The organism is Actinomadura chokoriensis, assembly GCF_041463665.1.
GTDB lineage: Bacteria > Actinomycetota > Actinomycetes > Streptosporangiales > Streptosporangiaceae > Spirillospora > Spirillospora chokoriensis_A.
On record NZ_JAXCEJ010000023.1, the window covers coordinates 73,498 to 95,620 of the forward strand.

General features: G+C 73.7%; 18 protein-coding genes and 1 tRNA gene. 6 read left to right on the plus strand and 13 right to left on the minus strand.

What is annotated here, in order from left to right; all coding sequences use genetic code 11:
- Positions 1-38 precede the first annotated feature (38 nt).
- A complete protein-coding gene (locus tag SM418_RS29410) occupies positions 39-1,457 on the minus strand; it encodes an alpha/beta hydrolase (protein ID WP_371944284.1) in 1,419 nt (472 codons plus the stop codon).
- Between the two features lie 156 nt (positions 1,458-1,613).
- Between SM418_RS29410 and SM418_RS29415 the strand changes: the two genes are divergently transcribed.
- The 3 genes from SM418_RS29415 (at position 1,614) to SM418_RS29425 (ending at position 4,864) form a co-directional block, all read left to right on the plus strand.
- Positions 1,614-3,023: an aldehyde dehydrogenase family protein gene (locus SM418_RS29415; RefSeq protein ID WP_371944283.1), complete on the plus strand. Its 1,410-nt coding sequence runs from the start codon at positions 1,614-1,616 to the stop codon at positions 3,021-3,023.
- A gap of 186 nt (positions 3,024-3,209) precedes the next feature.
- On the plus strand, positions 3,210-3,959 hold the full coding sequence (locus SM418_RS29420; RefSeq protein WP_371944282.1) for a hypothetical protein: 750 nt from the start codon (positions 3,210-3,212) through the stop codon (positions 3,957-3,959).
- Positions 3,960-4,012: 53 nt separating this feature from the next.
- The gene (locus SM418_RS29425; protein WP_371944281.1) at positions 4,013-4,864 is read left to right on the plus strand and encodes a helix-turn-helix domain-containing protein; all 852 of its coding nucleotides are present in this window, start codon (positions 4,013-4,015) and stop codon (positions 4,862-4,864) included.
- An 11-nt stretch (positions 4,865-4,875) separates the two neighbouring features.
- On the opposite strand, the gene SM418_RS29430 is transcribed toward SM418_RS29425, so the two are convergent.
- Genes SM418_RS29430 through SM418_RS29440 form a run of 3 tightly spaced genes read right to left on the minus strand, consistent with a single transcriptional unit; the run spans position 4,876 to position 7,248 of the window.
- Positions 4,876-5,205: a DMT family transporter gene (locus tag SM418_RS29430; protein WP_371944280.1), complete on the minus strand. Its 330-nt coding sequence runs from the start codon at positions 5,203-5,205 to the stop codon at positions 4,876-4,878.
- Positions 5,205-6,074: an LLM class flavin-dependent oxidoreductase gene (locus SM418_RS29435; protein ID WP_371944279.1), complete on the minus strand. Its 870-nt coding sequence runs from the start codon at positions 6,072-6,074 to the stop codon at positions 5,205-5,207. Before SM418_RS29435 ends, SM418_RS29430 begins: the two co-directional genes overlap by 1 nt.
- 40 nt (positions 6,075-6,114) lie before the next feature.
- Positions 6,115-7,248, minus strand: a complete 1,134-nt coding sequence (locus SM418_RS29440) for an RsbRD N-terminal domain-containing protein (RefSeq protein WP_371944278.1) — start codon at positions 7,246-7,248, stop codon at positions 6,115-6,117.
- 128 nt (positions 7,249-7,376) lie between these two features.
- Between SM418_RS29440 and SM418_RS29445 the strand changes: the two genes are divergently transcribed.
- A complete protein-coding gene (locus tag SM418_RS29445) occupies positions 7,377-8,171 on the plus strand; it encodes a class II aldolase/adducin family protein (RefSeq protein ID WP_371944277.1) in 795 nt (264 codons plus the stop codon).
- Between the two features lie 48 nt (positions 8,172-8,219).
- Here the strand turns inward: SM418_RS29445 and SM418_RS29450 are convergent, their stop codons facing one another.
- Both SM418_RS29450 and SM418_RS29455 read right to left on the minus strand, forming a co-directional pair.
- On the minus strand, positions 8,220-9,644 hold the full coding sequence (locus SM418_RS29450; RefSeq protein ID WP_371944276.1) for an ATP-binding protein: 1,425 nt from the start codon (positions 9,642-9,644) through the stop codon (positions 8,220-8,222).
- A gap of 50 nt (positions 9,645-9,694) precedes the next feature.
- Positions 9,695-11,341, minus strand: a complete 1,647-nt coding sequence (locus tag SM418_RS29455) for an NAD(P)/FAD-dependent oxidoreductase (RefSeq protein ID WP_371944275.1) — start codon at positions 11,339-11,341, stop codon at positions 9,695-9,697.
- A gap of 118 nt (positions 11,342-11,459) precedes the next feature.
- Between SM418_RS29455 and SM418_RS29460 the strand changes: the two genes are divergently transcribed.
- Positions 11,460-12,515, plus strand: coding sequence for a Gfo/Idh/MocA family oxidoreductase (locus SM418_RS29460; RefSeq protein ID WP_371944274.1), 1,056 nt, complete (start codon positions 11,460-11,462; stop codon positions 12,513-12,515).
- An 89-nt stretch (positions 12,516-12,604) separates the two neighbouring features.
- Here the strand turns inward: SM418_RS29460 and SM418_RS29465 are convergent, their stop codons facing one another.
- The 7 genes from SM418_RS29465 to SM418_RS29495 all read right to left on the minus strand — a co-directional run bounded on the left by SM418_RS29465 (position 12,605) and on the right by SM418_RS29495 (position 20,711).
- On the minus strand, positions 12,605-13,624 hold the full coding sequence (locus tag SM418_RS29465) for a coiled-coil domain-containing protein (RefSeq protein WP_371944273.1): 1,020 nt from the start codon (positions 13,622-13,624) through the stop codon (positions 12,605-12,607).
- 216 nt (positions 13,625-13,840) lie between these two features.
- Positions 13,841-14,281: an HNH endonuclease gene (locus SM418_RS29470; RefSeq protein WP_371944272.1), complete on the minus strand. Its 441-nt coding sequence runs from the start codon at positions 14,279-14,281 to the stop codon at positions 13,841-13,843.
- Between the two features lie 27 nt (positions 14,282-14,308).
- Positions 14,309-14,439 (minus strand) — tRNA-OTHER (locus SM418_RS29475).
- Between the two features lie 243 nt (positions 14,440-14,682).
- The gene (locus SM418_RS29480) at positions 14,683-15,657 is read right to left on the minus strand and encodes a GNAT family N-acetyltransferase (protein ID WP_371944271.1); all 975 of its coding nucleotides are present in this window, start codon (positions 15,655-15,657) and stop codon (positions 14,683-14,685) included.
- 55 nt (positions 15,658-15,712) lie between these two features.
- Positions 15,713-16,693 carry a methylmalonyl Co-A mutase-associated GTPase MeaB gene (gene meaB, locus SM418_RS29485; RefSeq protein ID WP_371944345.1) on the minus strand — a complete coding sequence of 327 codons (981 nt, stop codon included), beginning with the start codon at positions 16,691-16,693 and terminating at the stop codon, positions 15,713-15,715.
- A complete protein-coding gene (gene scpA, locus SM418_RS29490) occupies positions 16,693-18,891 on the minus strand; it encodes a methylmalonyl-CoA mutase (RefSeq protein ID WP_371944270.1) in 2,199 nt (732 codons plus the stop codon). The genes meaB and scpA overlap by 1 nt, the downstream gene beginning before the upstream one ends.
- Positions 18,888-20,711, minus strand: coding sequence for a methylmalonyl-CoA mutase family protein (locus SM418_RS29495; RefSeq protein ID WP_371944269.1), 1,824 nt, complete (start codon positions 20,709-20,711; stop codon positions 18,888-18,890). Before SM418_RS29495 ends, scpA begins: the two co-directional genes overlap by 4 nt.
- 123 nt (positions 20,712-20,834) lie before the next feature.
- Here SM418_RS29495 and SM418_RS29500 point away from each other — a divergent pair, with 123 nt between their 5' ends.
- Complete coding sequence (locus tag SM418_RS29500; protein WP_371944268.1) at positions 20,835-22,013, plus strand: acyl-CoA dehydrogenase family protein; 1,179 nt, start codon at positions 20,835-20,837, stop codon at positions 22,011-22,013.
- Positions 22,014-22,123 lie beyond the last annotated feature (110 nt).

Below are 22,123 nucleotides of genomic sequence, written 5' to 3' on the forward strand. Positions count from 1 at the left end.
GACGCCCCCGCGATGCCCGCGGGGGCGTCCTTCTGCTGTCAGCCGTTGAGGAACCGGTACACCGCTTCGCGTCCCTGCGTTCCGCGTTCGCGGTTCTGGACGGAGTGCGAGGCGCCCTTCACCACGACGAGCTTGCCGCGCGGAGCGTTGCGGAGTTCCTCCCACGCCCATTCGAGCGGCGTCGACAGGTCGCGGTCACCGTTCAGGAGCAGCACCGGCACGGAGATCGCCGTCCGGTGCGGCTCGGCGGTGTGCCGCGCCCACGGCCAGCGGAGGCATTCCTGGATGAACCCGTTGCCCACGGCGGTGTCGGCGGTGAACGGCCAGGTGGCGCGCGACGGAAGGCGCTCGCGCGTCCGCTCCAGGGCGGCGCCGCGGAGGGCGACCGGCGTCTCGGACGTCCCCCACGGGAAGTGGCCGTCCCCGCAGATCGTGGCGATGTGCAGACCGGAGCTGTACCGGGTGACGTCGTCGCCGCCGGAGTTCAGGATCCGCAGCAGCCGGTCGAGCCGCGCCGGGTCGCCGTGGCGGGCCTCGTGGATGGCCGCCACCGCGTCGCCCCAGCCGTTCGGCAGGGCGCCCGCGTCCCGGTAGGTCGGGTCGAGGAACTCGTAGGTCACCAGCATGTCCCAGATCAGGACGGCGTCCTTGCGGTTCCGGGCGAGCCAGGCCAGGTCCGCGGCCGGGTCGAACCCGCAGGCGGGCGCGGCCTCGCAGGCGTCCCGCAGGACGCGCGCGGTGGCCCGCAGGCCGGTGAGGTAGAGCATGTCGTCGCCCTGCGGGTCGACGTGCGGCAGCACCGAGTCGAGCACGAGCCTGCTCACGTGCTGCGGATACCGGACGGCGTAGCTCGCGCCGGTCATGGTGCCGTAGGAGACGCCGTCCACCGTCATCTGCCGGACGCCGAGCGCGCGGCGCAGCAGGTCGAGGTCGCCGACGGTCTGCTCGGTGGTGAAGTAGTGCCGCCGGTCGCCGAGGACGCCTGCGCACTCCGCGACGGCCTCGGGCGTGGGCGGCTCGATGTCGCCGCTGCCCACCTCCGCCTGCAGCCTCGGGCAGTCGATCGCGCCGAACTCGCCGGTGCCGCGCTGGTCGATCATGACGAGCCGGTAGTTCTTCGCGAGTTCCGGCATGCGCGCGGCGATGCCGTCGGCGAACGGGACCCCGGGCTGGCCGGGCCCGCCGGTCAGGAACAGCAGGACGCCCTTCGGCGCGCCCGCGTTGTCCGCCGTGGCCACCTGGAGCCTCAGGCTGCCCGCGCCGGGGCGCCGGTGGTCGAGCGGGACGGTCAGGAACGAGCAGGTGAAACCGGGCTTGCCCGCGCACGGGCGCGGATCGGCCAGCCGCGTCGCGGCCGGTTCGGACGGGGACTCGGTGGGTGCCGCGGCCGCCGTCGCCCCGCCGGATGCGGCGAGGGCGAGGGCGAGGGCTAACACCAGGCTGGGACGTGATCGCATGTGGTGATCATCACTCCGATCGGCGCCGGGCGCACGGATCCAGCCCGATCCGGCCACCGGCGCGCCGCGGGGCGTCCGGGGGCCGGACGCTCGTCAAGACAGGGGCGAGGGTGAATACTGAATCTCGTTCGGTAACCCCTGAGCGGAGGATCAACGGTGTCCGAGACCTTCTCGATGACCATCGACGGCGCGGCCGTCGACGCGCCCGGCACCTTCGGCGTGATCAATCCGGCGACCGGCGAGGTGGCCGAGCAGGCGCCCGACGCCTCCAGGGAGCAGCTCGACGCGGCGATGGCCTCGGCGCAGGCCGCCCTCGCGGAGTGGCGCCGGGACGAGTCCGTGCGCCGCAAGGCGCTGCTCGCGGCGGCCGACGTCATGTTCGCCCGGGCCGAGGAGATCGGCCGCATCCTGACCCTGGAGCAGGGCAAGCCCCTCGGCGACGCGACCATGGAGGTCGTCGGCGCGGGCGTGTGGCTGAAGTACTTCGCCGACCTGGAACTGCCCCGCGAGGTCATCCAGGACGACGACAACGCGCTGGTCGAGGTCGTCCGCCGCCCGATGGGCGTCGTCGCCGCGATCACCCCGTGGAACTTCCCGCTGCTGCTCGCGGTGTGGAAGATCGCGCCGGCGCTGCTCGCGGGCAACACGCTCGTCCTCAAGCCGTCCCCGTACACCCCGCTGTCCAGCCTGAAGCTCGGCGAGGTGCTGCGGGACGTCCTGCCGCCCGGCGTGCTGAACGTCGTCACCGGCGGCGACCGGCTCGGCGAGTGGATGACCGCGCACGACGTCCCCCGCAAGATCAGCTTCACCGGCAGCGTCGCGACCGGCAAGCGGGTCGCGGCGGCGGCGGCGCCCGACCTGAAGCGCGTCACGCTGGAGCTCGGCGGCAACGACCCGGCGATCCTGCTGGACGACGCCGACCCCGCCGCGGTCGCCGACCGGCTGTTCGGCGCCGCGTTCCAGAACAACGGCCAGGTCTGCTCGGCGATCAAGCGCGTGTACGTGCCCGAGGCGCTCTACGGCGACGTCGTCGACGCGCTCGCCGAGCGGGCGAAGGCCGCAAGGGTCGGCGACGGCATGGAGGAGGGCGTCCAGTACGGGCCGATCAACAACAGGCCCCAGTACGAGCGGGTGTCGGAGCTCGTCGCGGACGCGATCGCGGGAGGCGCCCGCGCGGCGGCGGGCGGCAAGCCCGTCGACGGGCCCGGCTACTTCTTCGAGCCGACGATCCTCGCCGACATCGAGGACGGCGCGCGCATCGTGGACGAGGAGCAGTTCGGCCCGGCGCTGCCGATCGTGAAGTACACCGACCTCGAGGAGGCCCTCGCCCGCGCGAACGGCACCCACTTCGGGCTGTCGGGCTCGGTGTGGGGCGCGGACGCCGACCGGGCCGCCGAGGTCGCCGGGCGGCTGGAGTGCGGCACCGCATGGGTCAACACCCACCTGGCGCTCTCCCCGAGCCAGCCCTTCGGCGGTTTCAAGTGGAGCGGCGTCGGCGTCGAGAACGGGCCGTGGGGCCTTTACGGGTTCACCGAGCTCCAGGTGATCCACCGCTCGAAGCGCTGAGCGACCCGCCGGTGAGGGCCCGGCGCCGCCGGGCCCCACCCGTCCCGGCCCCGTATTACATGAGCGGAAAGTCACGACTTCGAGTCCGGAAAGTGACATGGCCACTACTAGTGGTCCGCTCCTGGAATGGGACACTTTCAGAGCGGGGGCGTGGGAGACCGCACCGCGACCTTGTGAAGGAGCCCCATGCAAACGTGGGACGTCATGCGCCAGGACGACCTCGGCAACACCTTCCATGTGGCCACGCACGACTCGCGCATCTCCGCCTTGGCACAGGTCATGGCGATGGAGAGCGGCGTCCAGCACAAGCAGGCCTACTGGGTCGAGGGCCCGCCGGGGCCCGCCCTCCGCACCAACCGCGACCTTTACCTGGTGTTCCTCCATCTCGGCCAGGAGGCCAGGGCGGCGTCCTGGTCGCTATCGGCGTTCCTGCGCGCCCTGTGGAAGATCAGCGCTCCGCTGAGTGACCAGACCAGCCTGGAGCCCGACGACGTGGCGGCGATGTTCGCGGCGGCCTCCACCACCCCGCCCGCCGACTTCGACCCGGCGTGGAGCGGAAAGGACCTCTCGCTCCCCGGTGCCGAGCCCCGCGGGTACGCCGACTGGGAGCGGGTGCTGCTGTCCCAGATCGCCGACCTGGAGGACTTCCTCGACCATCCCCCGGGCCCGCAGGCGCGGTTCGGCGTGGACGCGCCCCGCCCGGCCGGCTCGGGCGCCCGCGCCACCCCGGCCCGCTGGTACAACTTCGACCCGGCGACCTATCTGGAGTGCGCGGTCGCCGGCAGCCTCGGCGGCTGGGACGCCGCGGACGGCGCCCGGGTGCCGCTGCCCACCCGGGCCGGCGAGCCGCCGGCGCGCTCCTACGTCCGTGCGATCACCACCATGACCTGGGGAGACCTGGCCCGCATCGCGGTGTGCGGCCAGGTGTACGAGTAGCCCCGTCTTCCTGCGGGCCCGTTCCGTCCGGCCCGCGTGGTAAGACTGGGCGCATGAGCGACAGGCCGGTCGCGATCTCCGACCGGGGCGGCTGGCGGATGGCGCGGGGCCGCCCGCACCCCGCGCTGCGCCCGTTCCTGCGCTCCTATGACGGCTACCTGGAGACCGCCGCCGTCCCGGCCCGGACGCGCACGCTGCCGGCCCGCACCACCGTCATGATCATCAATCTGGGCCCGCCGCTGCACCTCGCGGTCCCCGACCCCGGCGTCCGCGACCGCGAGTACGCCTCGTTCGCCGCCGGGATGCACGACGGCCACGGCATGTACGTGAGCCCCGGCGGGCAGCGCGGCATCCAGCTCGACGTGACCCCGCTCGGCGCCTACACGCTGCTCGGCGTCCCCATGGCCCGCCTCACCAACGCCGCCGCCGACCTGCCCGACCTGCTCGGCCGCGAGGCGCGGACGCTGGTGGAGCGGCTCGCCGACGCCCCGTCCTGGAGCGCGCGCTTCGACATCCTGGACGGTTTCCTGCTGCGCCGCCTCGCCGCGGGTCCCGTCCCCGACCGGGAGGTGGCGCGGGCGTGGCGGCTGCTGGAGGGCGACCACGGCGTCACGGTCGCCGCCCTCGCCGCCGACGTCGGCTGGAGCCGCAAGCACCTGAACCACCGGTTCCGCGAGCAGGTGGGACTGCCGCCCAAGGTGACGGCGCGGGTGCTGCGCTTCCGGCGCGCGGTCGAGCTGCTGGCCGGCGGCGCCGGTTTCGCCGAGGCCGCGCTCGCCTGCGGCTACTACGACCAGGCCCACCTCAACCGCGAGTTCCGCGCCCTGTCGGGCTGCACCCCGACCGAGCTGGCCGGCGGCCGGCCGGAGCGGCGGCCCGCCACGCCCCTCGCCGAGCCGGCCTGACCCGCGCGGGCTCAGCTCTGGTGCACCCCGCCGCCGAGGTTCATCACGACGACCCCGATCACGATGATCACCGCGCCGGCGATCGTGACGGGCTTGACCGGCTCGCCGAACAGCAGCACCCCGCCGGCGAACGCGCCGACCGTCCCGAGCGCGGACCAGATCGCGTAGACCGGCCCCACGTTCAGCGAGGTCAGCGCCCTGGCCATGAGGGCGAACGAGATCAGGTACCCGGCCACGACGATGAGCGACGGCCACAGCCTGCTGAGCCCCTCGGAGGCGCGCATCGCCAGCGTGGCCGTCACCTCGAACGCGATCGCCAGCCCGAGCAGCACGAACGGCATCAGCGGGCCTCGCCGTAGTCGGCGGCGACCGCCTCGAACACGTTCATGTCGGCGTCGAACGGCGTGCCGGGACGCGGCCAGTGCACCACGATCTCCGTGATCCCCAGCTCCGCGTAGCGTCCCGCGAGGTCGGCGAACGCGGCGGGCGACTCCAGCCACGGCTCCTCGGTGAAGCCCGTCATGAGGACGAGGTCGTCGAGCTCCCGGCCCTCCGCCTCGCACGCCGCCGTGAGCGCGGCGAGCCGGGAGCGGACGACGTCCTGCGGTTCCCTGCCCTCGGCGTGGCCGCTGGTCACCCATCCGGCGCCGTGCCGGGCGGCGACCCGCATCCCGCGCGGCCCGTCGCCCGCGATGACGAACGGGACGCGGGGGCGCTGGACGCAGCCCGGCTCCTCGACGACCTCCCGCGCGCTGTAGTACGTCCCCTCGAAGGACGTCTCCGGCCCGGTCAGCAGCCGGTCGAGCAGCTCCGTCCACTCGGCGAAGCGGGACGCGCGCTCGGCCGGCGTCCACTCCCGCCCGCCGAGGACGCCGGCGTCGCTGGTGCGCCGGGTGCCGCCCGCCCCGATGCCCACGGTCAGGCGCCCGCCGCTCACATGGTCGATCGTCTTGATCGCGTGCGCGGCGGGGACGGGGTGCCGGAAGTTCGGCGAGGTCACCAGCGTGCCGATCCGGACCCGCGAGGTCACCGTGGCGGCCGCCGCCAGCGTCGTGTACGCGTCGTACCAGGGAGTCGCGCCCCGCCACGCGAGGTGGTCGTAGACCCAGGCGTGCCGGAACCCGAGGTCCTCGGCGCGCCGCCACAGCTCCCCCGCCTCGGGCCAGGACCGCACCGGCCACATCACGGTGCCGATCTTCGGTGCCGTCATCCGTTCCTTCGCCCCCATCGCTCGGTGATCGCGCCGCCCATCATGTCGTGTTCTCCGCGAGCCAGCGGTGCAGGGCCCACCACCAGTTCGCGGCCCGCGCCACCGCCGCGCCGCCCGCCGGGTCGTGCAGCGGGCGGCCGGTCAGCTCCTGCAGCCGCCGGATCCGGTACTTGACGGTGTTGCCGTGGACGTGCAGCGCCGCCGCCGTCGGCTCGATCCGGCCGCCGTGGTCGAGGTAGGCCAGCCCCGTCTCCGCGAGCTCCCGGTGGAACGGCTCGTCCGGGTCCAGCCCGGCCAGCAGCGCGGCGGCCAGCAGCCCGCCCAGCTCCGGCTCGGCCTCGGTGACGGTGAGCAGCGCGAGATCGGCCAGTTCCCGCATGCCGGTGAGCCCGGCGCCGGCGCCGGCCCGCAGCGCGCGCCGCCCCAGCGCGTACATCGGCGCGACGCCGGCGAGGCCGGCCGGCGGCGAGGCCACCAGCAGCGGCCCGGGCGGCGCGGGCTCCGGAAGGCGGGCGACCAGGGCGGCGAACCGGCCGTCCACCAGCCCGCACAGGCCCGGGCCCGCGGCGGTCAGCTCCGCCTCCAGCCGCGCCGCCACCGCCGGGTCGCTGACGTCGGACACCACGCAGTGGTAGGCGGCGGCCGGGTCGAGTGGCGCGCGGACCTGGGCGGCCTCGCCGTGCAGCAGCTGCCGCAGCGCCTGGACGCGGGCCTCCCGCGCGGTGCGGGCCGTCTCCAGCTCGGTGACCCGGTGCGCGTGCACCATCCGGTGGACGAGCGCGGTAGTGATCTCGTCGATGCGGGTCACCCCGTCCAGCAGCACGGCGTCCGGCACGCCGGCGCGGCGGCCCTCGGCGACGAGCGTGCGGACGAGATGGGCGCGGCCCGCCTGGAAGCCGTCCAGGAACGCCGCGACCGGGACGCCCTGCCGCGCCCGGTCCGAACCGAGCCGCTCCGCCGCGGCGAGGACCTCCCCGCCAGGCCCGCCGTCCTCCAGCGCGGCGAGGACCCCGCGCACGAGGGCGCGGACGTGCCGCCGGGTCTCCTCCTCCGGCAGCGCCGCCACCAGCTCCGACCGGCCGCGGGCGGCGCGGACCGTCGCCTCCAGCAGGACCGGGTCCTCGCCGTACTCGATCAGCAGCCGCAGGAACCGGTCGCCCGTTCCGACCTCCATGCCGTTATTCTGCCGCCCCGTTGTCCCGTCCGGACAACCGGGCGCGGGACGCTTGGGCCGCTCCGGTCTAGCCGGACCCCCGGGCCATGGTGTTCGGTGGGGGCACACAAGCCCGAGGAGTGCGCCCGATGTCCGATGAGGAAGAGTTCCTGGAGAAGCTGCCGACCGACCTGATCTTCCGGTTGCCGCCCTCCTTCGACAACGTCGAGGACGAGCGCAGGCACCGCAAGGAACGGCTGGCCGCCGCGCTGCGCATCTTCGGGAAGTTCGGCTTCGAGGAGGGGGTGGCGGGCCACATCACCGCCCGCGACCCGGAGCGCGCCGACCATTTCTGGGTCAACCCGTTCGGCATGTCGTTCAAGCACATCAAGGTCAGCGACCTGATCCTGGTCGACCACGACGGGAAGGTCGTCGAGGGGCGCTACCCGGTCAACGAGGCCGCGTTCGCGATCCACTCCCAGGTCCACCAGGCCCGCCCGGACGTGGTCGCCGCCGCGCACAGCCACTCCACCTACGGCAGGGCGATCTCGGCGCTCGGCCAGAAGCTGGAGCCGATCACGCAGGACGTTTGCGCGTTCTACCAGGACCACGGCCTGTTCGACGACTACACGGGCGTCGTCACCGACCTGGAGGAGGGCAAGCGCATCGCCGCCGCCCTCGGCGGCGACAAGGCCGTCATCCTGCGCAACCACGGCCTCCTCACCGTCGGCGACACCGTGGACGCAGCCGCCTGGTGGTTCATCACGATGGAGCGCTCCTGCCAGGTGCAGCTCCTCGCCAAGGCCGCCGGCCAGGTCGTCCCCATCGAGCACGACAACGCCGTCCTGACCCACGAGCAGATCGGCAACGACCTGGTCGGCTGGATCAACTACCAGCCCCTCTACGACCAGATCACCAGGGAGCAGCCCGACCTGTTCGAGTAGTGCGCACCGCTCCGGCCCCGGCCGGGCGGCCCGGCCGGGCGGCTCGCCCTACCGGGCGGGGTCCTCGGCCGCGGGCCCGGCGAGCGGGAGGAGCACCTGGAAGCGGGTGTCGCCGGGCAGGGACTCCACCCGGATGTCACCGCCGTGGCGGTCGACGACGATGCGCCAGGAGATGTCGAGGCCGAGGCCGGTGCCCTCCCCGACCGGCTTGGTGGTGAAGAACGGCGTGAAGATCCGGTCGATGTTCTCCTCGGGGATGCCCGGCCCGGTGTCGCCGATCTCCACGAGCGCGTGGTCGTTCTCCCGTGCCGTCCGGACGGTGAGGGTCCCCGCTCCCCCCATCGCGTAGAGCGCGTTGACGATCAGGTTCGTCCAGACCTGGTTCAGCTCCGCCGCGTAGACCGGGACGGGCGGCAGCGACTCGTCGTAGTCGACCTTCACCGTCACGTCCGCGCCGAACTTGCGCTTGAGCATGGTGAGCGTGCTGTCCAGCAGCTCGCGCAGGTCGACCCGCTGGTAGGCGGCGCGGTCGAGCTGGGAGTACTGGCGGGCCGAGTCCAGCAGCGCGGTGATGCGGCCCATCGCGTCGGAGATCTCCGCCTGGAGCTGCGCGACCTCCAGCACCTCGGCGAGCCACCGCATCGCCGCCGGCAGGTGCCCGCCCGCCGCGCTCGCGACCTCCTCGGCCTGCTCGATCCCGACGCCCGCGGCGACCAGGCCGGGGGTGAGGTCCCAGGCGCCCTCGACACCGTGCTCCTCCAGCCAGTCGCCCAGCTCGTCCTCGGCGTCGCTGATCTCCAGCGGGCTGCGGCGGCCGGACGGCGGCGCGGGCAGCGCGGGACCCAGCGACACGAGCGCGCTCAGATGCAGGCAGTCGACGCCGTGCGCGGCGAGGTCGGCGAGGCTGCGCTGCGCGGCGAGCAGCCGGTCGCCGAGTTCGGCGCTGGCCCGCGCGGCGGCCGCGGCCGGGTTGTTCAGCTCGTGGGTGAGCCCCGCGGTGATCGTGCCGAGCGCGGTGAGCCGCTCGCGCTGGTCCACGATCCGCCGCGCGTTGGACATCCCGAAGAAGATGCCCTCCAGCAGGTGCGTGGCCATCGGGAACCACTTGCGGACGGCCTTGGCGAACTTGCGGGCCGGCAGCACGAAGACCCGCGCCGGGCTCGTCGCCCGCAGCGTGTGCTGGTACCTCTGCTCGATCTTCTCGCCCAGGTACGCCTGCACGGCGCCGCCGTAGGTGCCGGGACGGTCCGTCCGGCTGACCTCGAGCGCGTGGCCCCGCACGGTCTGGGTCATCACCATCTCGCCGTCCAGCAGCACGTACAGGAACTCCGCCGCGGCGCCCTGGGCGCAGATCACGCCGTCGGCGGGATACTCCTCGACCGTCCCGCACAACGACAGCCAGGCGAGCTGATCCTCGGCGAGATCCTCGAAGAGGAACAGCCCGCGCAGCTCCTCCGGTGACGCGGTCGTCATGCCTGCACCCTGCGGGGGGACGACCCCCCGCACCCCCCGGTTCGCTCCACTCATGCCTGCTCCAGATAACGGTGGACGAGCGCGACGGCCATCGCGCCGTCGCCGACCGCCGAGGCGACGCGCTTCATCGACTCCGCGCGGACGTCGCCCGCGGCGAACACCCCGGGAACGCTGGTCTCCAGGTGGTAGGGCTGGCGGGCGAGCGGCCAGCCCGCCGGGCGGCGGCCCCCGGCGACGAGGTCCGGGCCGGTCAGCACGTACCCGCGCGGGTCGCGCTCGACGAAGCCGTCCAGCCACCCGGTGCCGGGCTCGGCGCCGATGAACACGAACAGCCAGTGCGCGTCGATCGTCTTCTTGCCGGCCGGGGACGCGAACGTGAGCCGCTCCAGCCGGTCGGCGCCGTCCGCGCCGCACACGGTCTTGCCGGTGTGGACCTCGATGTTGGGCGTCGCGGCGATCTGCTCGATCAGGTAGTGCGACATCGACCGCTCCAGGCCGTCCGCCCGGACGATGATGTGCACCTTCTTCGCGAACCGGGCGAGGTACACGGCGGCCTGCCCGGCGGAGTTGGCGCCGCCGACGACGGCGACCTCCTCGTCCCTGCACGACGGGGCCTCGGTGAGCGCGGCGCCGTAGAACACGCCGCGCCCGACGAAGTCCTCCACGCCCTCGGCGTCGAGGCGCCGGTAGGCGACGCCGGTCGCGAGGATGGCGGCGTGCGCGGCGATCTCCGTGCCGTCCGACAGCCGCACCACCCGGGCGGTGCCGCGCGACTCCAGCGCGGTGACCTCCCCGGCCTGCAGCAGCTCGGCGCCGAACCGGTCGGCCTGCCGCCGGGCGCGGTCGGCGAGCTGCGCCCCGGTCACCCCGTCGGGGAAGCCGAGGTAGTTCTCGATGCGGGAGCTCTGCCCGGCCTGCCCGCCGAGCGCGCGCCGCTCGACGACGACCGTCCGCAGCCCCTCGGACGCCGCGTACACGGCCGCGCCCAGCCCGGACGGCCCGCCGCCCACGACGATCAGGTCGTAGAACCCGGTGGACGGCGTGCTGGACAGCCCGATCGCGGCGGCCAGCTCGGTGTCGGAGGGGGCGGCCAGCGTGCCGCCGTCCGCCTGCACCACCAGCGGCAGCTCCGGGGACCCGGCGGCCTCGATCAGCTCGGCGCCCTCCGGGTCGGTGTCCATCAGCCAGGTGTAGGGCACCTGGTTGCGGGCGAGGAGGTCGCGGACCTCGTAGGAGCGCGACGACCAGCGGTGCCCCACGACCCGCAGCGCGCCGGGCGGCCGCCGGTCCTCCCGCGCCCACGCGTCCAGCAACCCGTCGATCACCGGGTAGAACTTCTCCTCCGGCGGATCCCACGGCTTCAGCAGGTAGTGGTCGAGGTCGACGTCGTTGATCGCGCGGATCGCCGCGTCGGTCTCGGCGTAGGCGGTGAGCAGGACGCGCCGCGCGAAGGGGAACAGGTCCATGGCGCGTTCCAGGAACTCCACGCCGTCCATCTCGGGCATCCGGTGGTCGGCGAGCAGCATCGCGGTGTCCTCGCCGCGCAGCCGCAGCTCGCTCAGCGCGTCCAGGGCCTCCCGGCCCGAGTCCGCGCGCACGATCCGGTACCTCTCGGCGTACCTCCTGCGCAGATCCCGCGCGACGGCCCGGGACACGCCCGGATCGTCGTCGACGGTCAGCAGCACTGGTTTCGGCAACGCGCCCCCCTCGTCCGGTATGACCCGGGACAAAAGCCTACGTGGGCCGGTCCGTCCGCGCACCCGCCGGGTCACCCCGCCTCCCGGCCGCGCCCGCGCCATCGGACATGATCGGGGCATGGACCTGCGTGTTGCGCTGATCGGATACGGCACCGGCGGCTCGGTGTTCCACGCCCCGCTGATCTCGTCCGTCCCCGGCATGCGGCTCGCCGCGGTCGTCACCCGCGCGCCGGAACGGCAGCGGGCCGCCCGGGAGCGGTACCCGGACGCGGACGTCGTGGACCGGGCCGACCGGCTGTGGGGGGCGCCGGGCGCCTACGACCTCGTCGTCGTCGCCGCGCCGAACCGGCAGCACGTCCCGCTGGCCCGGACGGCGCTGACCGCGGGCGTCCCCGTCGTCGTGGACAAGCCGGTGGCGGCCTCGGCGGCCGACGCCCGCTCGCTCGCCGCGCTGAGCGCCGTCCGGGGGCTGCCGGTCTTCCCGTTCCACAACCGCCGGTGGGACGGCGACTACCGGACGGCGGCGCGCCTGATCGCCTCCGGGGCCCTCGGTGACGTCCACCGGTTCGAGTCCCGCTTCGAACGCTGGCGGCCCGAGGTGAGCGAGAGCTGGAAGGAGAGCACCGACCCCCGCGACGCGGGCGGCATCCTGTTCGACCTCGGCTCCCACCTCATCGACCAGGTGATCGCGCTGTTCGGCCGTCCCGCCCGCGTCTACGCCGAGCTCGGCACCCGCCGCGCCGGGGCCACCGCCCCCGATGACGCGTTCGTCGCCCTCGCCCACCCGGGCGGCGCCCGCTCGCACCTGTGGATGAGCGCGACCGCCGCCCAGCTCGGCCCGCGCTTCCGGGTGCTCGGCAGCCGCGCGTCCTACACCGTCTCCGGGATGGACCCGCAGGAAGAGCAACTGCGCGCGGGCCTCACCCCGAAGGACCCCGGCTACGGGATCGCCCCGCCGGAGTCGCACGGCCTTCTCGGCGTCCCCGGCGAAGCGGCCCCTGAGCCCACCTCGCCGGGCGCCTACCAGGAGTTCTACGCGAGCGTCGCCCGCAGCCTCCGCGACGGCGCGCCCCCGCCGACCACCCTCGCCGACGCGATCAACGGTTTGGAGGTCATCGAGGCGGCGGCCCGCTCCGCCGCCGAAGGCGCCGTCGTCGACCTCGACGCGCAGTAGCGCAGGCCGCCGAGCACGCCGAAGAGTCCGGCGCGACGACTCCGAAGGGCCGCTCGATGTCGTAGGCCACGCCGGTGCGGGCCGCGAGATCAGAGGACGGAGACGTGGACGTGGTCGAAGTGGTTCTGGGTGATGCTGCCGCGGTCCTCCATCTGGCGCCAGCCGCCGCTGCTGCGCATGTCGTAGATGCGCTGCTTCCAGATGACGTACTTGATGCCGAGGCGGGAGGCGTTGTCGATGACGTACTGGGCGACGCGGTCGCCGTGCGCCTGAGCGGACGCGCTCGGCATCTTCCCGCCGGTGCTCTCCATGAAGTCGCAGGCGGTGCCGGAGCCGTGGTCCTGCGGGTCGCCGGGACGGGCGCAGCCGATGGTCGGGAACGCGCCGAACTTGCCGTCGATCTCCACCAGCGCGGTGCGCATGCGGGCGGTCATCGAGTTGCCGACGATCGGGGACTTGGTTCCGCTGGCGCCGTCGGGACGCCCGCCGCCGGCGGCCGGGGTCTGCGTCACCTCGGGCTTGTACTTGGCGAGCAGCTTCTTGACGCGGGCGCGCTGGCTCTCCAGGTCCTCGATCTCCTTCTCGACCTCCCCCAGCTTCTTCTTCGCCGTCTCGTTCGACTGCGCCGCCTTGGTGGTGAGGGCCTGGAGGTCCTGGATGCGGCGGCCGTTGTTGCGGCTGATGTGCTCGATGACCGCGGCGTCGTGGACGGCCGCGCCGGGCTCGGCCGCGGAGATCATCGGGATCATGTCGAGCCGGCCGGTCATGTAGGTGCTGGAGGCGAGTTGGGCGACGCCCGCGCGGGCCGCCTCGAACTCGCGGCCGGTCTTCGCCGCGTCCGCGCCCGCGCGCTCGGCGGCCTTCTTCGCCTCCTCCAGGGAGACCAGCTCGCCCCGGTACTCCTTCGACAGCTTCTCCGAGCGCGCCTTCAGCTCGGCGTACTCCTTCTTCAGATCCTTCGGCTCCTGCGGGAGCCCCGCCGCCGTCCCGGTCACCGGCGGCAGCGCCGCCGACACGCCCACCGCGAGGACGAGCGCGGTGAGGCGCCTCGCCGCCGTGCGCCCGCGCGACGCGCGGGCCGTCCTGCCGTCTGGATCGAGGGCCGCCACAGATCTCTCCTAGATAACAAAGCTCAGATTGGCGGGCACGCTACCACAATCGCTCTTTTAGCCTCAGACGCTTCAGAAAACACACAGGGTCACTTGCGGGCTACCGAGACCGGGCAAACGGTACAGGGGCCGGACCGCCGCTCGGCGGTCCGGCCCCTGTACCCCCCCGGCACTGCACGCATCCGCGGCACGGCACGCGGCCGCGGACCGGCCCCGTCACGGGCCCACGAGCTCCTCCCAGTGCGGGACGCGCGGCTGCCAGAGCAGCCGCAGACCGGCCTCGGAGACCGTCCGGTCCCCCTTGCGGTTGTTGCACTTCCCGCACGCCAGGACGGTGTTCTCCCAGGTGTCGCCGCCGCCGCGCGACTGCGGGTGGACGTGGTCGATCGTGTTGCCGCGCTTGCCGCAGTAGCAGCAGCGGCCCTGGTCGCGCAGGTACACGCCGCGCTTGCTCCACGGCGGGCGCCTCCCGTGCCGCCAGCGCATCGCGACGTACCGGACGAGCCGCAGGACCCGCGGCACCGGGAAACGGCCGAAGGTCCGGCCTTCCTCCGCCTCCTCGACAACCGCCACCTCGCGCACCAGCATGCGGATGGCGTGCCGCAGGTCCACCCTTTGTAAGGGCTCGTACGACGCGTTCAGGACGAGCACGTTCACGGGGTCACCTCCTTTGCCCGTGTGCCGCTCCCCCACCGGGATTCGAACCCGGACCGCCCGCCCCGAGCCCTTTCATCCGCCAAGGGCCGCTCGGCCCCAGGCGCTATACCGGATGAATAAATCGTCGGCGCGGCGTTCTTCCTTTGAACTACGGGGAAATACTCCGGCAATTCCAAAGCCTCCGGGTATTTCCCGGAACGGCCTCCACAAGACTGCCGACGCGCGGGTGGCGGCAGCAACACATTTTCAAGCGGTCGCGGGCCTCGCGTCGACCGCCGGCAGCCGGGCGGCCCCTCCGCGTGCGCACCGGCGGGCTTGGCCTCGATCGCCGCCGCCCGACCCCGGGACGGCACGGACGCTGGCCGCGACCAGGAGCCGCGCGGTGGCCTCGTCGCGCCAGGTCAGGGGAGGGCGGTGGCGGGAGCCTGGTATTCCAGGGACTCGCGCTCGGTGCGGAAGCCCAGTTCCTCGTTGACGGCGATCATGTGCGCATTATCGCCCGAATTGTCCGTTTCTATTTCCCGAACGTCCGGGCGCGTCTCGGTCAGCCACGCCAGCATCGCGGCCTTCGACCAGATGCCGATGCGCCTGCCCCGGTGTTCGGGGACGACCGCCGTGTCGTACTGGGCGGCCCGGCCGGCGGCGTCGTGCGGGACGACGATCTCGGTGAACCCCGCGATGGCCCCGTCGTGCAGCGCGGCGACCGTGTACAGGTCGTCGCCGCGCTTGGCGACGGCCTCGGCCGTCTCCCGGACGCGGTGCGCGTCCCACGTCGTGCCCTCGTACTCGGCGAGGTCCGCCATGGCGTGCTTGGCGCGGGCCAGCGCGGCGGCGTACTCGTCCGGCACCACGCCCCGCCAGCGGACGAGGCCGTAGCCGGCGGGGGCCTCGGCCAGGAGCCGGGTGACGCGTTCCTGGGGGACGTCGTCCAGCCGCAGCAGCATGCCGCGCAGGGTGAGCACGCACTCGAACCCGTGCGACTCCAGGAACGGGACGGCCGGGGTTCCGGCGAGGACCTGGGCGATCACGCTGGAGCGTCCGTCGGCGCGCAGCCCCCCGGCGGCGGCGGCGAGGAGGCGGCGGCCGAGCCCGTGCCGGCGGTGGGCGGGGTGCACCTGGACGTCGATCTCGCCGGGACGGTCCGTGCCGGGCTCGCCGGACAGCCGGAGCGCGGCCACCGCCACCAGCCGGCCGCCGTCCGCCACCGCCCAGAGCCGCTGCCGCGATCCGGGGTCGGCGCCGAGCAGCAGCCGCGCCGTCCCGTCCGGATGCGGGGCGGGGTCCCCGGCCGGGTCGGCGGCGTGGACGGCCGCGAGCACCTCGTGCCACGCGCGGATCTGCGCGTCCGTCGGAGCGTCGAGCGCGATGACGTCCATCCGACTTTTGTACCGGATCCCGGCCCGCCGCGACCGGGACCTTGGACAACCGGGGTCAGGCGTCCCGCGTGAACGCCGCCAGGATGCGGTCGGCGGCGAGGGCCGGGGTGAGCGTCCCGCCGGCGACCTCCTGCTCCAGCCGGGGCGCCAGCTTCCGGACGTCCGGGTGCGCGTGCAGCTCGGTGAGCAGCCGCTCGCGGACCATCTCCCACGTCCAGCCGACCTGCTGGCGGCGGCGCCTGGTCTCCAGCTCGCCGGACTCGCGCAGCCGCTCCTGGTGCTCGACCAGCCGGCCCCAGACCTCCTCCAGGCCGGTGCCCTCGCGGGCGCTGCAGGTGAGGACGGGGGTGTCGCGGACGCGCTCGTCGCTGCGCAGCAGCCGCAGCGCCCCCGACAGCTCCCGGGCGGCGCGCTCGGCCTCCCTCTTGTGGTCGCCGTCGGCCTTGTTGACGGCGATGACGTCGGCCAGCTCCAGGACGCCCTTCTTGATGCCCTGGAGCTGGTCGCCGGTGCGGGCGAGGGTGAGGAACAGGAACGAGTCCACCATCTCGGCGACGGTCGTCTCCGACTGGCCGACGCCGACCGTCTCGACGAGGACGACGTCGTAGCCGGCGGCCTCCATGACGACCATCGCCTCGCGGGTGGCCTTGGCGACGCCGCCGAGCGTCCCGGCCGTCGGGGACGGGCGGATGAACGCGTCCGGGTCGACGGCGAGGCGCTGCATGCGGGTCTTGTCGCCGAGGATGCTGCCGCCCGTCCGGGTCGAGGACGGGTCGACGGCGAGAACCGCGACCTTGTGCCCCTCCCCCGTCAGCTTCGTGCCGAGCGCGTCGATGAACGTGGACTTGCCGACCCCGGGCACGCCGGTGATCCCGACGCGGCGGGCCCGCCCGGTGTGCGGGGTCAGCTCGACCAGCAGTTCCTGGGCCAGCTCCCGGTGGTCGGGGCGGGTCGACTCCACGAGCGTGACCGCACGCGCGATCCACGCCCGCGACCCGTCCCGCACCCCGGCGACGTAGTCGTCGAGCCCCGGCATCACGGGGTGACGTGCCCCAGCTTGGCGGTCAGCTCGGCGAGCAGGCCGATCGCCGCGTCCGCGAGGACGGTGCCGGGCGGGAAGATCGCCGAGGCGCCGGCGGCGCGCAGCTCGTCGAAGTCCTGCGGCGGGATGACCCCGCCCACGACGATCATGATGTCGTCGCGGCCGAGCGCGGCCAGCTCCTCGCGCAGCGCGGGCACCAGCGTGAGGTGGCCGGCGGCGAGCGAGTTGACTCCGACGATGTGCACGTCGGCCTCGACGGCCTGCCGGGCGACCTCCCCCGGGGTCTGGAACAGCGGGCCCACGTCGACGTCGAAGCCGAGGTCGGCGAACCCGGTCGCGATCACCTTCTGGCCGCGGTCGTGGCCGTCCTGCCCCATCTTGGCGACCAGGATGCGCGGGCGGCGCCCCTCGGCCTCCTCGAACGCGGCGGTCGCGGCGCGCGCCTTCTCGATGGCGGTCACCTGTCCCGCTTCCTCCCGGTACACACCGGAGATCGTACGGATCTGCGCCGCGTGCCGCCCGTACGCCTTCTCCAGGGCGTCGGAGATCTCACCGACCGTGGCCTTGGCGCGGGCCGCGCCGATGGCGAGCGCGAGGAGGTTGCCCTCCATGCCGGAGGCACGGGTGCCCTTCTCGGCGGCATCGGCGGCGCGGGTCAGCGCGTCCAGCGCAGACATCGTCGCGGCCTCGTCGCGCTCCTCGCGCAGCCGGCGCAGCTTCTCGATCTGCTGCGCCCGGACGGAGGCGTTGTCGACCTTCAGGACCTCGATCTCCTGCTCGACGTCCGGACGGTACTTGTTGACGCCGATGACGGGCTGCCGCCCGGAGTCGATGCGGGCCTGGGTGCGGGCCGCGGCCTCCTCGATGCGCAGCTTGGGCAGCCCCTCGTCGATCGCCTTCGCCATGCCGCCGGCCTGCTCGACCTCGGTGATGTGCCCCCAGGCGCGGCGGGCCAGGTCGTAGGTGAGGCGCTCGACGTAGGCGCTGCCGCCCCACGGGTCGATGGTCCGGGTCGTCCCGGACTCCTGCTGCAGGAGCAGCTGGGTGTTGCGGGCGATGCGGGCCGAGAAGTCGGTCGGCAGGGCGAGGGCCTCGTCGAGCGCGTTGGTGTGCAGCGACTGGGTGTGGCCCTGCGTGGCCGCCATGGCCTCGATGCAGGTGCGGGCGACGTTGTTGAAGACGTCCTGCGCGGTGAGGGACCAGCCGGACGTCTGCGAGTGCGTCCGCAGCGACAGCGACTTGGGGTTCCGCGGGCCGAACGTCTTCACCAGCCGCGCCCACAGCAGCCGGGCGGCGCGCAGCTTGGCGACCTCCATGAAGAAGTTCATCCCGATCGCCCAGAAGAAGGACAGGCGGGGCGCGAACGCGTCGATGTCCAGGCCGGCCTCGCGTCCGGCGCGGATGTACTCGACGCCGTCGGCGAGGGTGTAGGCCAGCTCCAGGTCGGCGGTGGCCCCGGCCTCCTGGATGTGGTAGCCGGAGATCGAGATGGAGTTGTACTTGGGCATCCGCTGGGAGGTGAAGGCGAAGATGTCGGAGATGATCCGCATCGAGGGCTGCGGCGGGTAGATGTAGGTGTTGCGGACCATGAACTCCTTGAGGATGTCGTTCTGGATGGTCCCCGCCAGCGCCTCCGGCTTCACCCCCTGCTCCTCGGCGGCGGCGATGTAGAGCGCCAGCACGGGCAGGACGGCGCCGTTCATGGTCATCGACACGCTCATCCTGTCGAGCGGGATGCCGTCGAACAGCTGGCGCATGTCGTAGATGGAGTCGATCGCCACCCCGGCCATGCCGACGTCCCCGGAGACGCGCGGATGGTCGGAGTCGTAGCCGCGGTGGGTGGCGAGGTCGAACGCGACCGACAGGCCCTTCTGCCCGGCGGCGAGGTTGCGCCGGTAGAACGCGTTGGACTCCTCGGCGGTGGAGAACCCGGCGTACTGCCGGATCGTCCACGGCTGGGTCGCGTACATCGCGGGGTAGGGGCCGCGCAGGAACGGCGCGATGCCCGGCAGCGTGTCGAGGAAGTCGAGCCCGGCCAGGTCGTCGCCGGTGTAGAGCGGCTTGACGGCGATGCCCTCCGGGGTGTCCCAGCTCCCGGCGTCGCCGTCGGGGACGGCGGCGCGCCACCGCTTGGCGGCCTCGTCGGCGGCGGGCGCCGTCCCGAGCTCGATCTCGGTGAAGTCGGGGATCATTCGTTCACTCCCAGATCGTGGAGGGTGGTCTCCAGTACCCCGATCGCGTCGCATCCCGCGTACACGTTGGCGTCGACCCCCTCGAAGGTTCCCTTACCCGCGAGCCAGACCTTCACCGCGCCCGCCTCGCGCAGAACCCGCGCGGCGTCAGCGGCCCGTTCCTCGTACAGCCGGTCGCTGGAGCACAGGCACGCGACGGCGGCGCCCGACGTCCCGAACTCCTCGGGCGCCCCGCTGACCGTCTCGATCCCGCCCGCCTGGAAGAGGTTGGCGGCGAAGGACGCCCGCGCCGTGTGGACGGCGATGGGCCCGAGCGTCGCCAGGAACACCCTGGGGCGTGCGCCGGTCGCGTCCAGGTGCGCGTCGGAGCGGTCCCGGAGGGCCTCGAAGTCCTGCGCGTAGGTCACCACCGGGAGGCCCCCGCCGGGCGGAGCCGGCGCGGCGTCCCGCTCGGGCAGCCTCTCGGTCAGGTCGGGGAACTCGCTGACGCCGGTGAGCGGGGCCTTGCGCCGGGCGACGTCCGCGCGGCGCCGGGCCCAGGTCGCGGCGAGCCGGTCGGCGACGAGGCCCGAGTCCAGGGCGGCGGCGAGGCCCCCGGCCTTCTCGATCTCGGTGAACCACGTCCAGGCGGACCGGGCGAGGCCCTCGGTGAGGCTCTCGGCGTACCAGGAGCCGCCGGCCGGGTCGACGACGCGGGCGAGGCTCGACTCCTCCAGCAGGAGGGTCTGGGTGTTGCGGGCGATGCGGCGGGCGAAGTCGTCCGGCAGCCCGATGCGGGCGTCGAACGGCTGGACGGTGACCGCGTCCGCGCCGCCCACCCCCGCCGCGAACGCCGCGACGGTCGTGCGGAGCATGTTCACCCACGGGTCGCGGCGCGTCATCATCGCCGAGGAGGTCACGGCGTGGAGGCGGGCGCTCGTCCCGTCGGCGGCGCCGCTGACCTCGGCGACCCGCGCCCACAGCCGGCGCATGGCGCGCAGCTTGGCGATCGAGGAGAACTGGTCGGCGTTGACGGCGAGCCGGAACTCGATCTGCCCGAAGGCCTCGTCCACGCTCAGCCCGGCGCCGGTCAGGGCGCGCAGGTAGGCGACTCCGGCGGCGGCGGCCGCGCCCAGATCCTCGGCGTCGCTCCCGCCCGCGTCGTGGTACGGGGTGGCGTCCACGGTGATCGCGCGGAGCTTCGGGAACTCGCGGACGCACCGGACGGCCAGCGCGGCGGCCTCGTCCGGCGATCCGGCGGTCCCGGTCCGCGCGGCCAGCCCGAGCGGGTCCGCGCCGAGGCTCCCGGACACGCCGGCGGCGTTCCCCCGCTCGGCGGCCAGGGCGAGGAATGCCTCCGCCGCCTGAGCCGTCGCCGCGCCCGCGTCCAGCACGACCGGCGCGAGGTCGAGCAGCACCCCGCGCAGCGCGTCCGGGAGGCCGTCGACCGGCAGGCCGCCCTCGCCGAGCCGCAGCCAGACCGACGTGGCGCCGTTCTCCAGGTCGGCGAGGATCGCCTCCCGGGTGACGGCGGGATCGGGGTGCGCGTGCCGCTGCCGGACGTCCCATCCGGCGACGCCCTCCCCGTCCGGCCGCACCTCGCGGACGTAGGGGGCCAGCCCGGGACGTCCCGGCGGGGCGTCGCCGCGGGTGTAGAGCGCCGCGATCGGCACTGCGTCGTAGGAGTCGCGGGTCAGCAGACCCTCGATCTCGTCGAGGGGGGTGTCGTCTGTCGCCGCGCCGGACTTGCGCAGCACCCCCTTCACCATCTCCCGCCACCGGTCGCGCTCGGCCGGGGGGAAGGCGGCGGCCAGTTCGAGTTCCTCAGGCGGCACCGTCATGCCCGAATCGTAGGCGAGCGGCCGAACGCCGCTCTGAAGCGGGTCCCGCTGACCAGAATCCGGCGCCGGTCGGCCGGGGCCGGCCCGCCGGTTAGCCGCCCGGCGTCCGGGAACAGGGGGCCCATGACCTTGGATCCACTTCCCGGTGACCTCTACCGCATGCAGGAACTCCTCGACGGGCCGGAGAAGGAGATCGTCGGGCGGGTGCGCGACTTCCTGGAGTCGAAGGTCGCGCCGATCGCGACCGACTGCTGGGCGCGGGCCGAGTTCCCGTTCGATCTGATCCCGCAGTACGGGGAGCTCGGCATCGCCGGGCTCGCCCATGACGAGTGCCCCGGGGAGAGGCCGAGCAGCCTGCTGACCGGGTTCCTCGCGATGGACATGGCGCGCGTGGACCCGTCCATGGCGACCTTCTTCGGCGTCCACACCGGCCTCGCGATGGGCAGCATCGGCCGGTGCGGCTCCCCGGAGCAGCGTGCTCGGTGGCTGCCCGCGATGGGGCGGATGGAGCGGATCGGCGCGTTCGCGCTCACCGAGCCCGAGGGCGGGTCGGACGTCGCGCTCGGCCTGCGCACCACGGCGCGCCGCGACGGCGACCACTGGGTCCTGAACGGCGCCAAGCGCTGGATCGGCAACGCCACGTTCGCCGACTACACCGTCGTGTGGGCGCGGGACGAGGCGGACGACCAGGTGAAGGGCTTCGTCGTCACCAAGGGGACGCCGGGGTTCACCGCCACCCCGATCCAGAACAAGATCGCACTGCGGACCGTCCAGAACGCCGACATCGCGCTGGAGGACTGCCGCGTCCCCGAGTCCGACCGGCTCGCGGGGGCGAACAGCTTCAAGGACACCGCGGCGATCCTGCGCCGCACCCGCAGCGGCGTGGCCTGGCAGGCCGTCGGCGTGATGCTGGCCGCCTACGAGATCGCCCGCGACTACGCGGTGGAGCGCGAGCAGTTCGGGCGGCCGATCGCCAAGTTCCAGCTCGTCCAGGACCTGCTGGTCAGGATGCTGGGGAACGCGACCGCCTCGCTCGGCATGGTGGTGCGGCTCGCCCAGCTCCAGGACGGCGAGCTGTACCGCGACGAGCACTCGGCGCTCGCCAAGGCGTACTGCACCACCCGCATGCGGGAGGTCGTCGGGTGGGCCCGCGAGCTGATGGCGGGCAACGGGATCGTCCTCGACTACGGCATCGGCCGCTTCGTCGCCGACGCCGAGGCGCTCTACTCCTACGAGGGCACCCGGGAGATCAACACGCTGATCGTCGGCCGCGCGGCGACCGGAATGGGGGCGTTCGTCTGACTTGGCACCCGCCGGGACGATCTACGAGGCACCCCGGAAGGCCCTGTGGCTAGGGACGTTGCTAGAGTCGGCGGCGTATCGCCCCACCGGATTCCTGCAGAGGTAGACCA

Bases quoted from the DNA above. Each gene is read 5' to 3' on its own strand.
- SM418_RS29500 (WP_371944268.1), top strand. From the start codon at position 20,835: ATGACCTTGGATCCACTTCCCGGTGACCTCTACCGCATGCAGGAACTC.
- SM418_RS29440 (WP_371944278.1), bottom strand. From the start codon at position 7,248: ATGGAGGTCGGAACGGGCGACCGGTTCCTGCGGCTGCTGATCGAGTAC.
- SM418_RS29445 (WP_371944277.1), top strand. From the start codon at position 7,377: ATGTCCGATGAGGAAGAGTTCCTGGAGAAGCTGCCGACCGACCTGATC.
- scpA (WP_371944270.1), bottom strand. From the start codon at position 18,891: ATGATCCCCGACTTCACCGAGATCGAGCTCGGGACGGCGCCCGCCGCC.
- SM418_RS29495 (WP_371944269.1), bottom strand. From the start codon at position 20,711: ATGACGGTGCCGCCTGAGGAACTCGAACTGGCCGCCGCCTTCCCCCCG.
- SM418_RS29425 (WP_371944281.1), top strand. From the start codon at position 4,013: ATGAGCGACAGGCCGGTCGCGATCTCCGACCGGGGCGGCTGGCGGATG.
- SM418_RS29420 (WP_371944282.1), top strand. From the start codon at position 3,210: ATGCAAACGTGGGACGTCATGCGCCAGGACGACCTCGGCAACACCTTC.
- SM418_RS29450 (WP_371944276.1), bottom strand. From the start codon at position 9,644: ATGACGACCGCGTCACCGGAGGAGCTGCGCGGGCTGTTCCTCTTCGAG.
- meaB (WP_371944345.1), bottom strand. From the start codon at position 16,693: ATGCCGGGGCTCGACGACTACGTCGCCGGGGTGCGGGACGGGTCGCGG.
- SM418_RS29430 (WP_371944280.1), bottom strand. From the start codon at position 5,205: ATGCCGTTCGTGCTGCTCGGGCTGGCGATCGCGTTCGAGGTGACGGCC.
- SM418_RS29460 (WP_371944274.1), top strand. From the start codon at position 11,460: ATGGACCTGCGTGTTGCGCTGATCGGATACGGCACCGGCGGCTCGGTG.
- SM418_RS29435 (WP_371944279.1), bottom strand. From the start codon at position 6,074: ATGACGGCACCGAAGATCGGCACCGTGATGTGGCCGGTGCGGTCCTGG.
- SM418_RS29480 (WP_371944271.1), bottom strand. From the start codon at position 15,657: ATGGACGTCATCGCGCTCGACGCTCCGACGGACGCGCAGATCCGCGCG.
- SM418_RS29410 (WP_371944284.1), bottom strand. From the start codon at position 1,457: ATGCGATCACGTCCCAGCCTGGTGTTAGCCCTCGCCCTCGCCCTCGCC.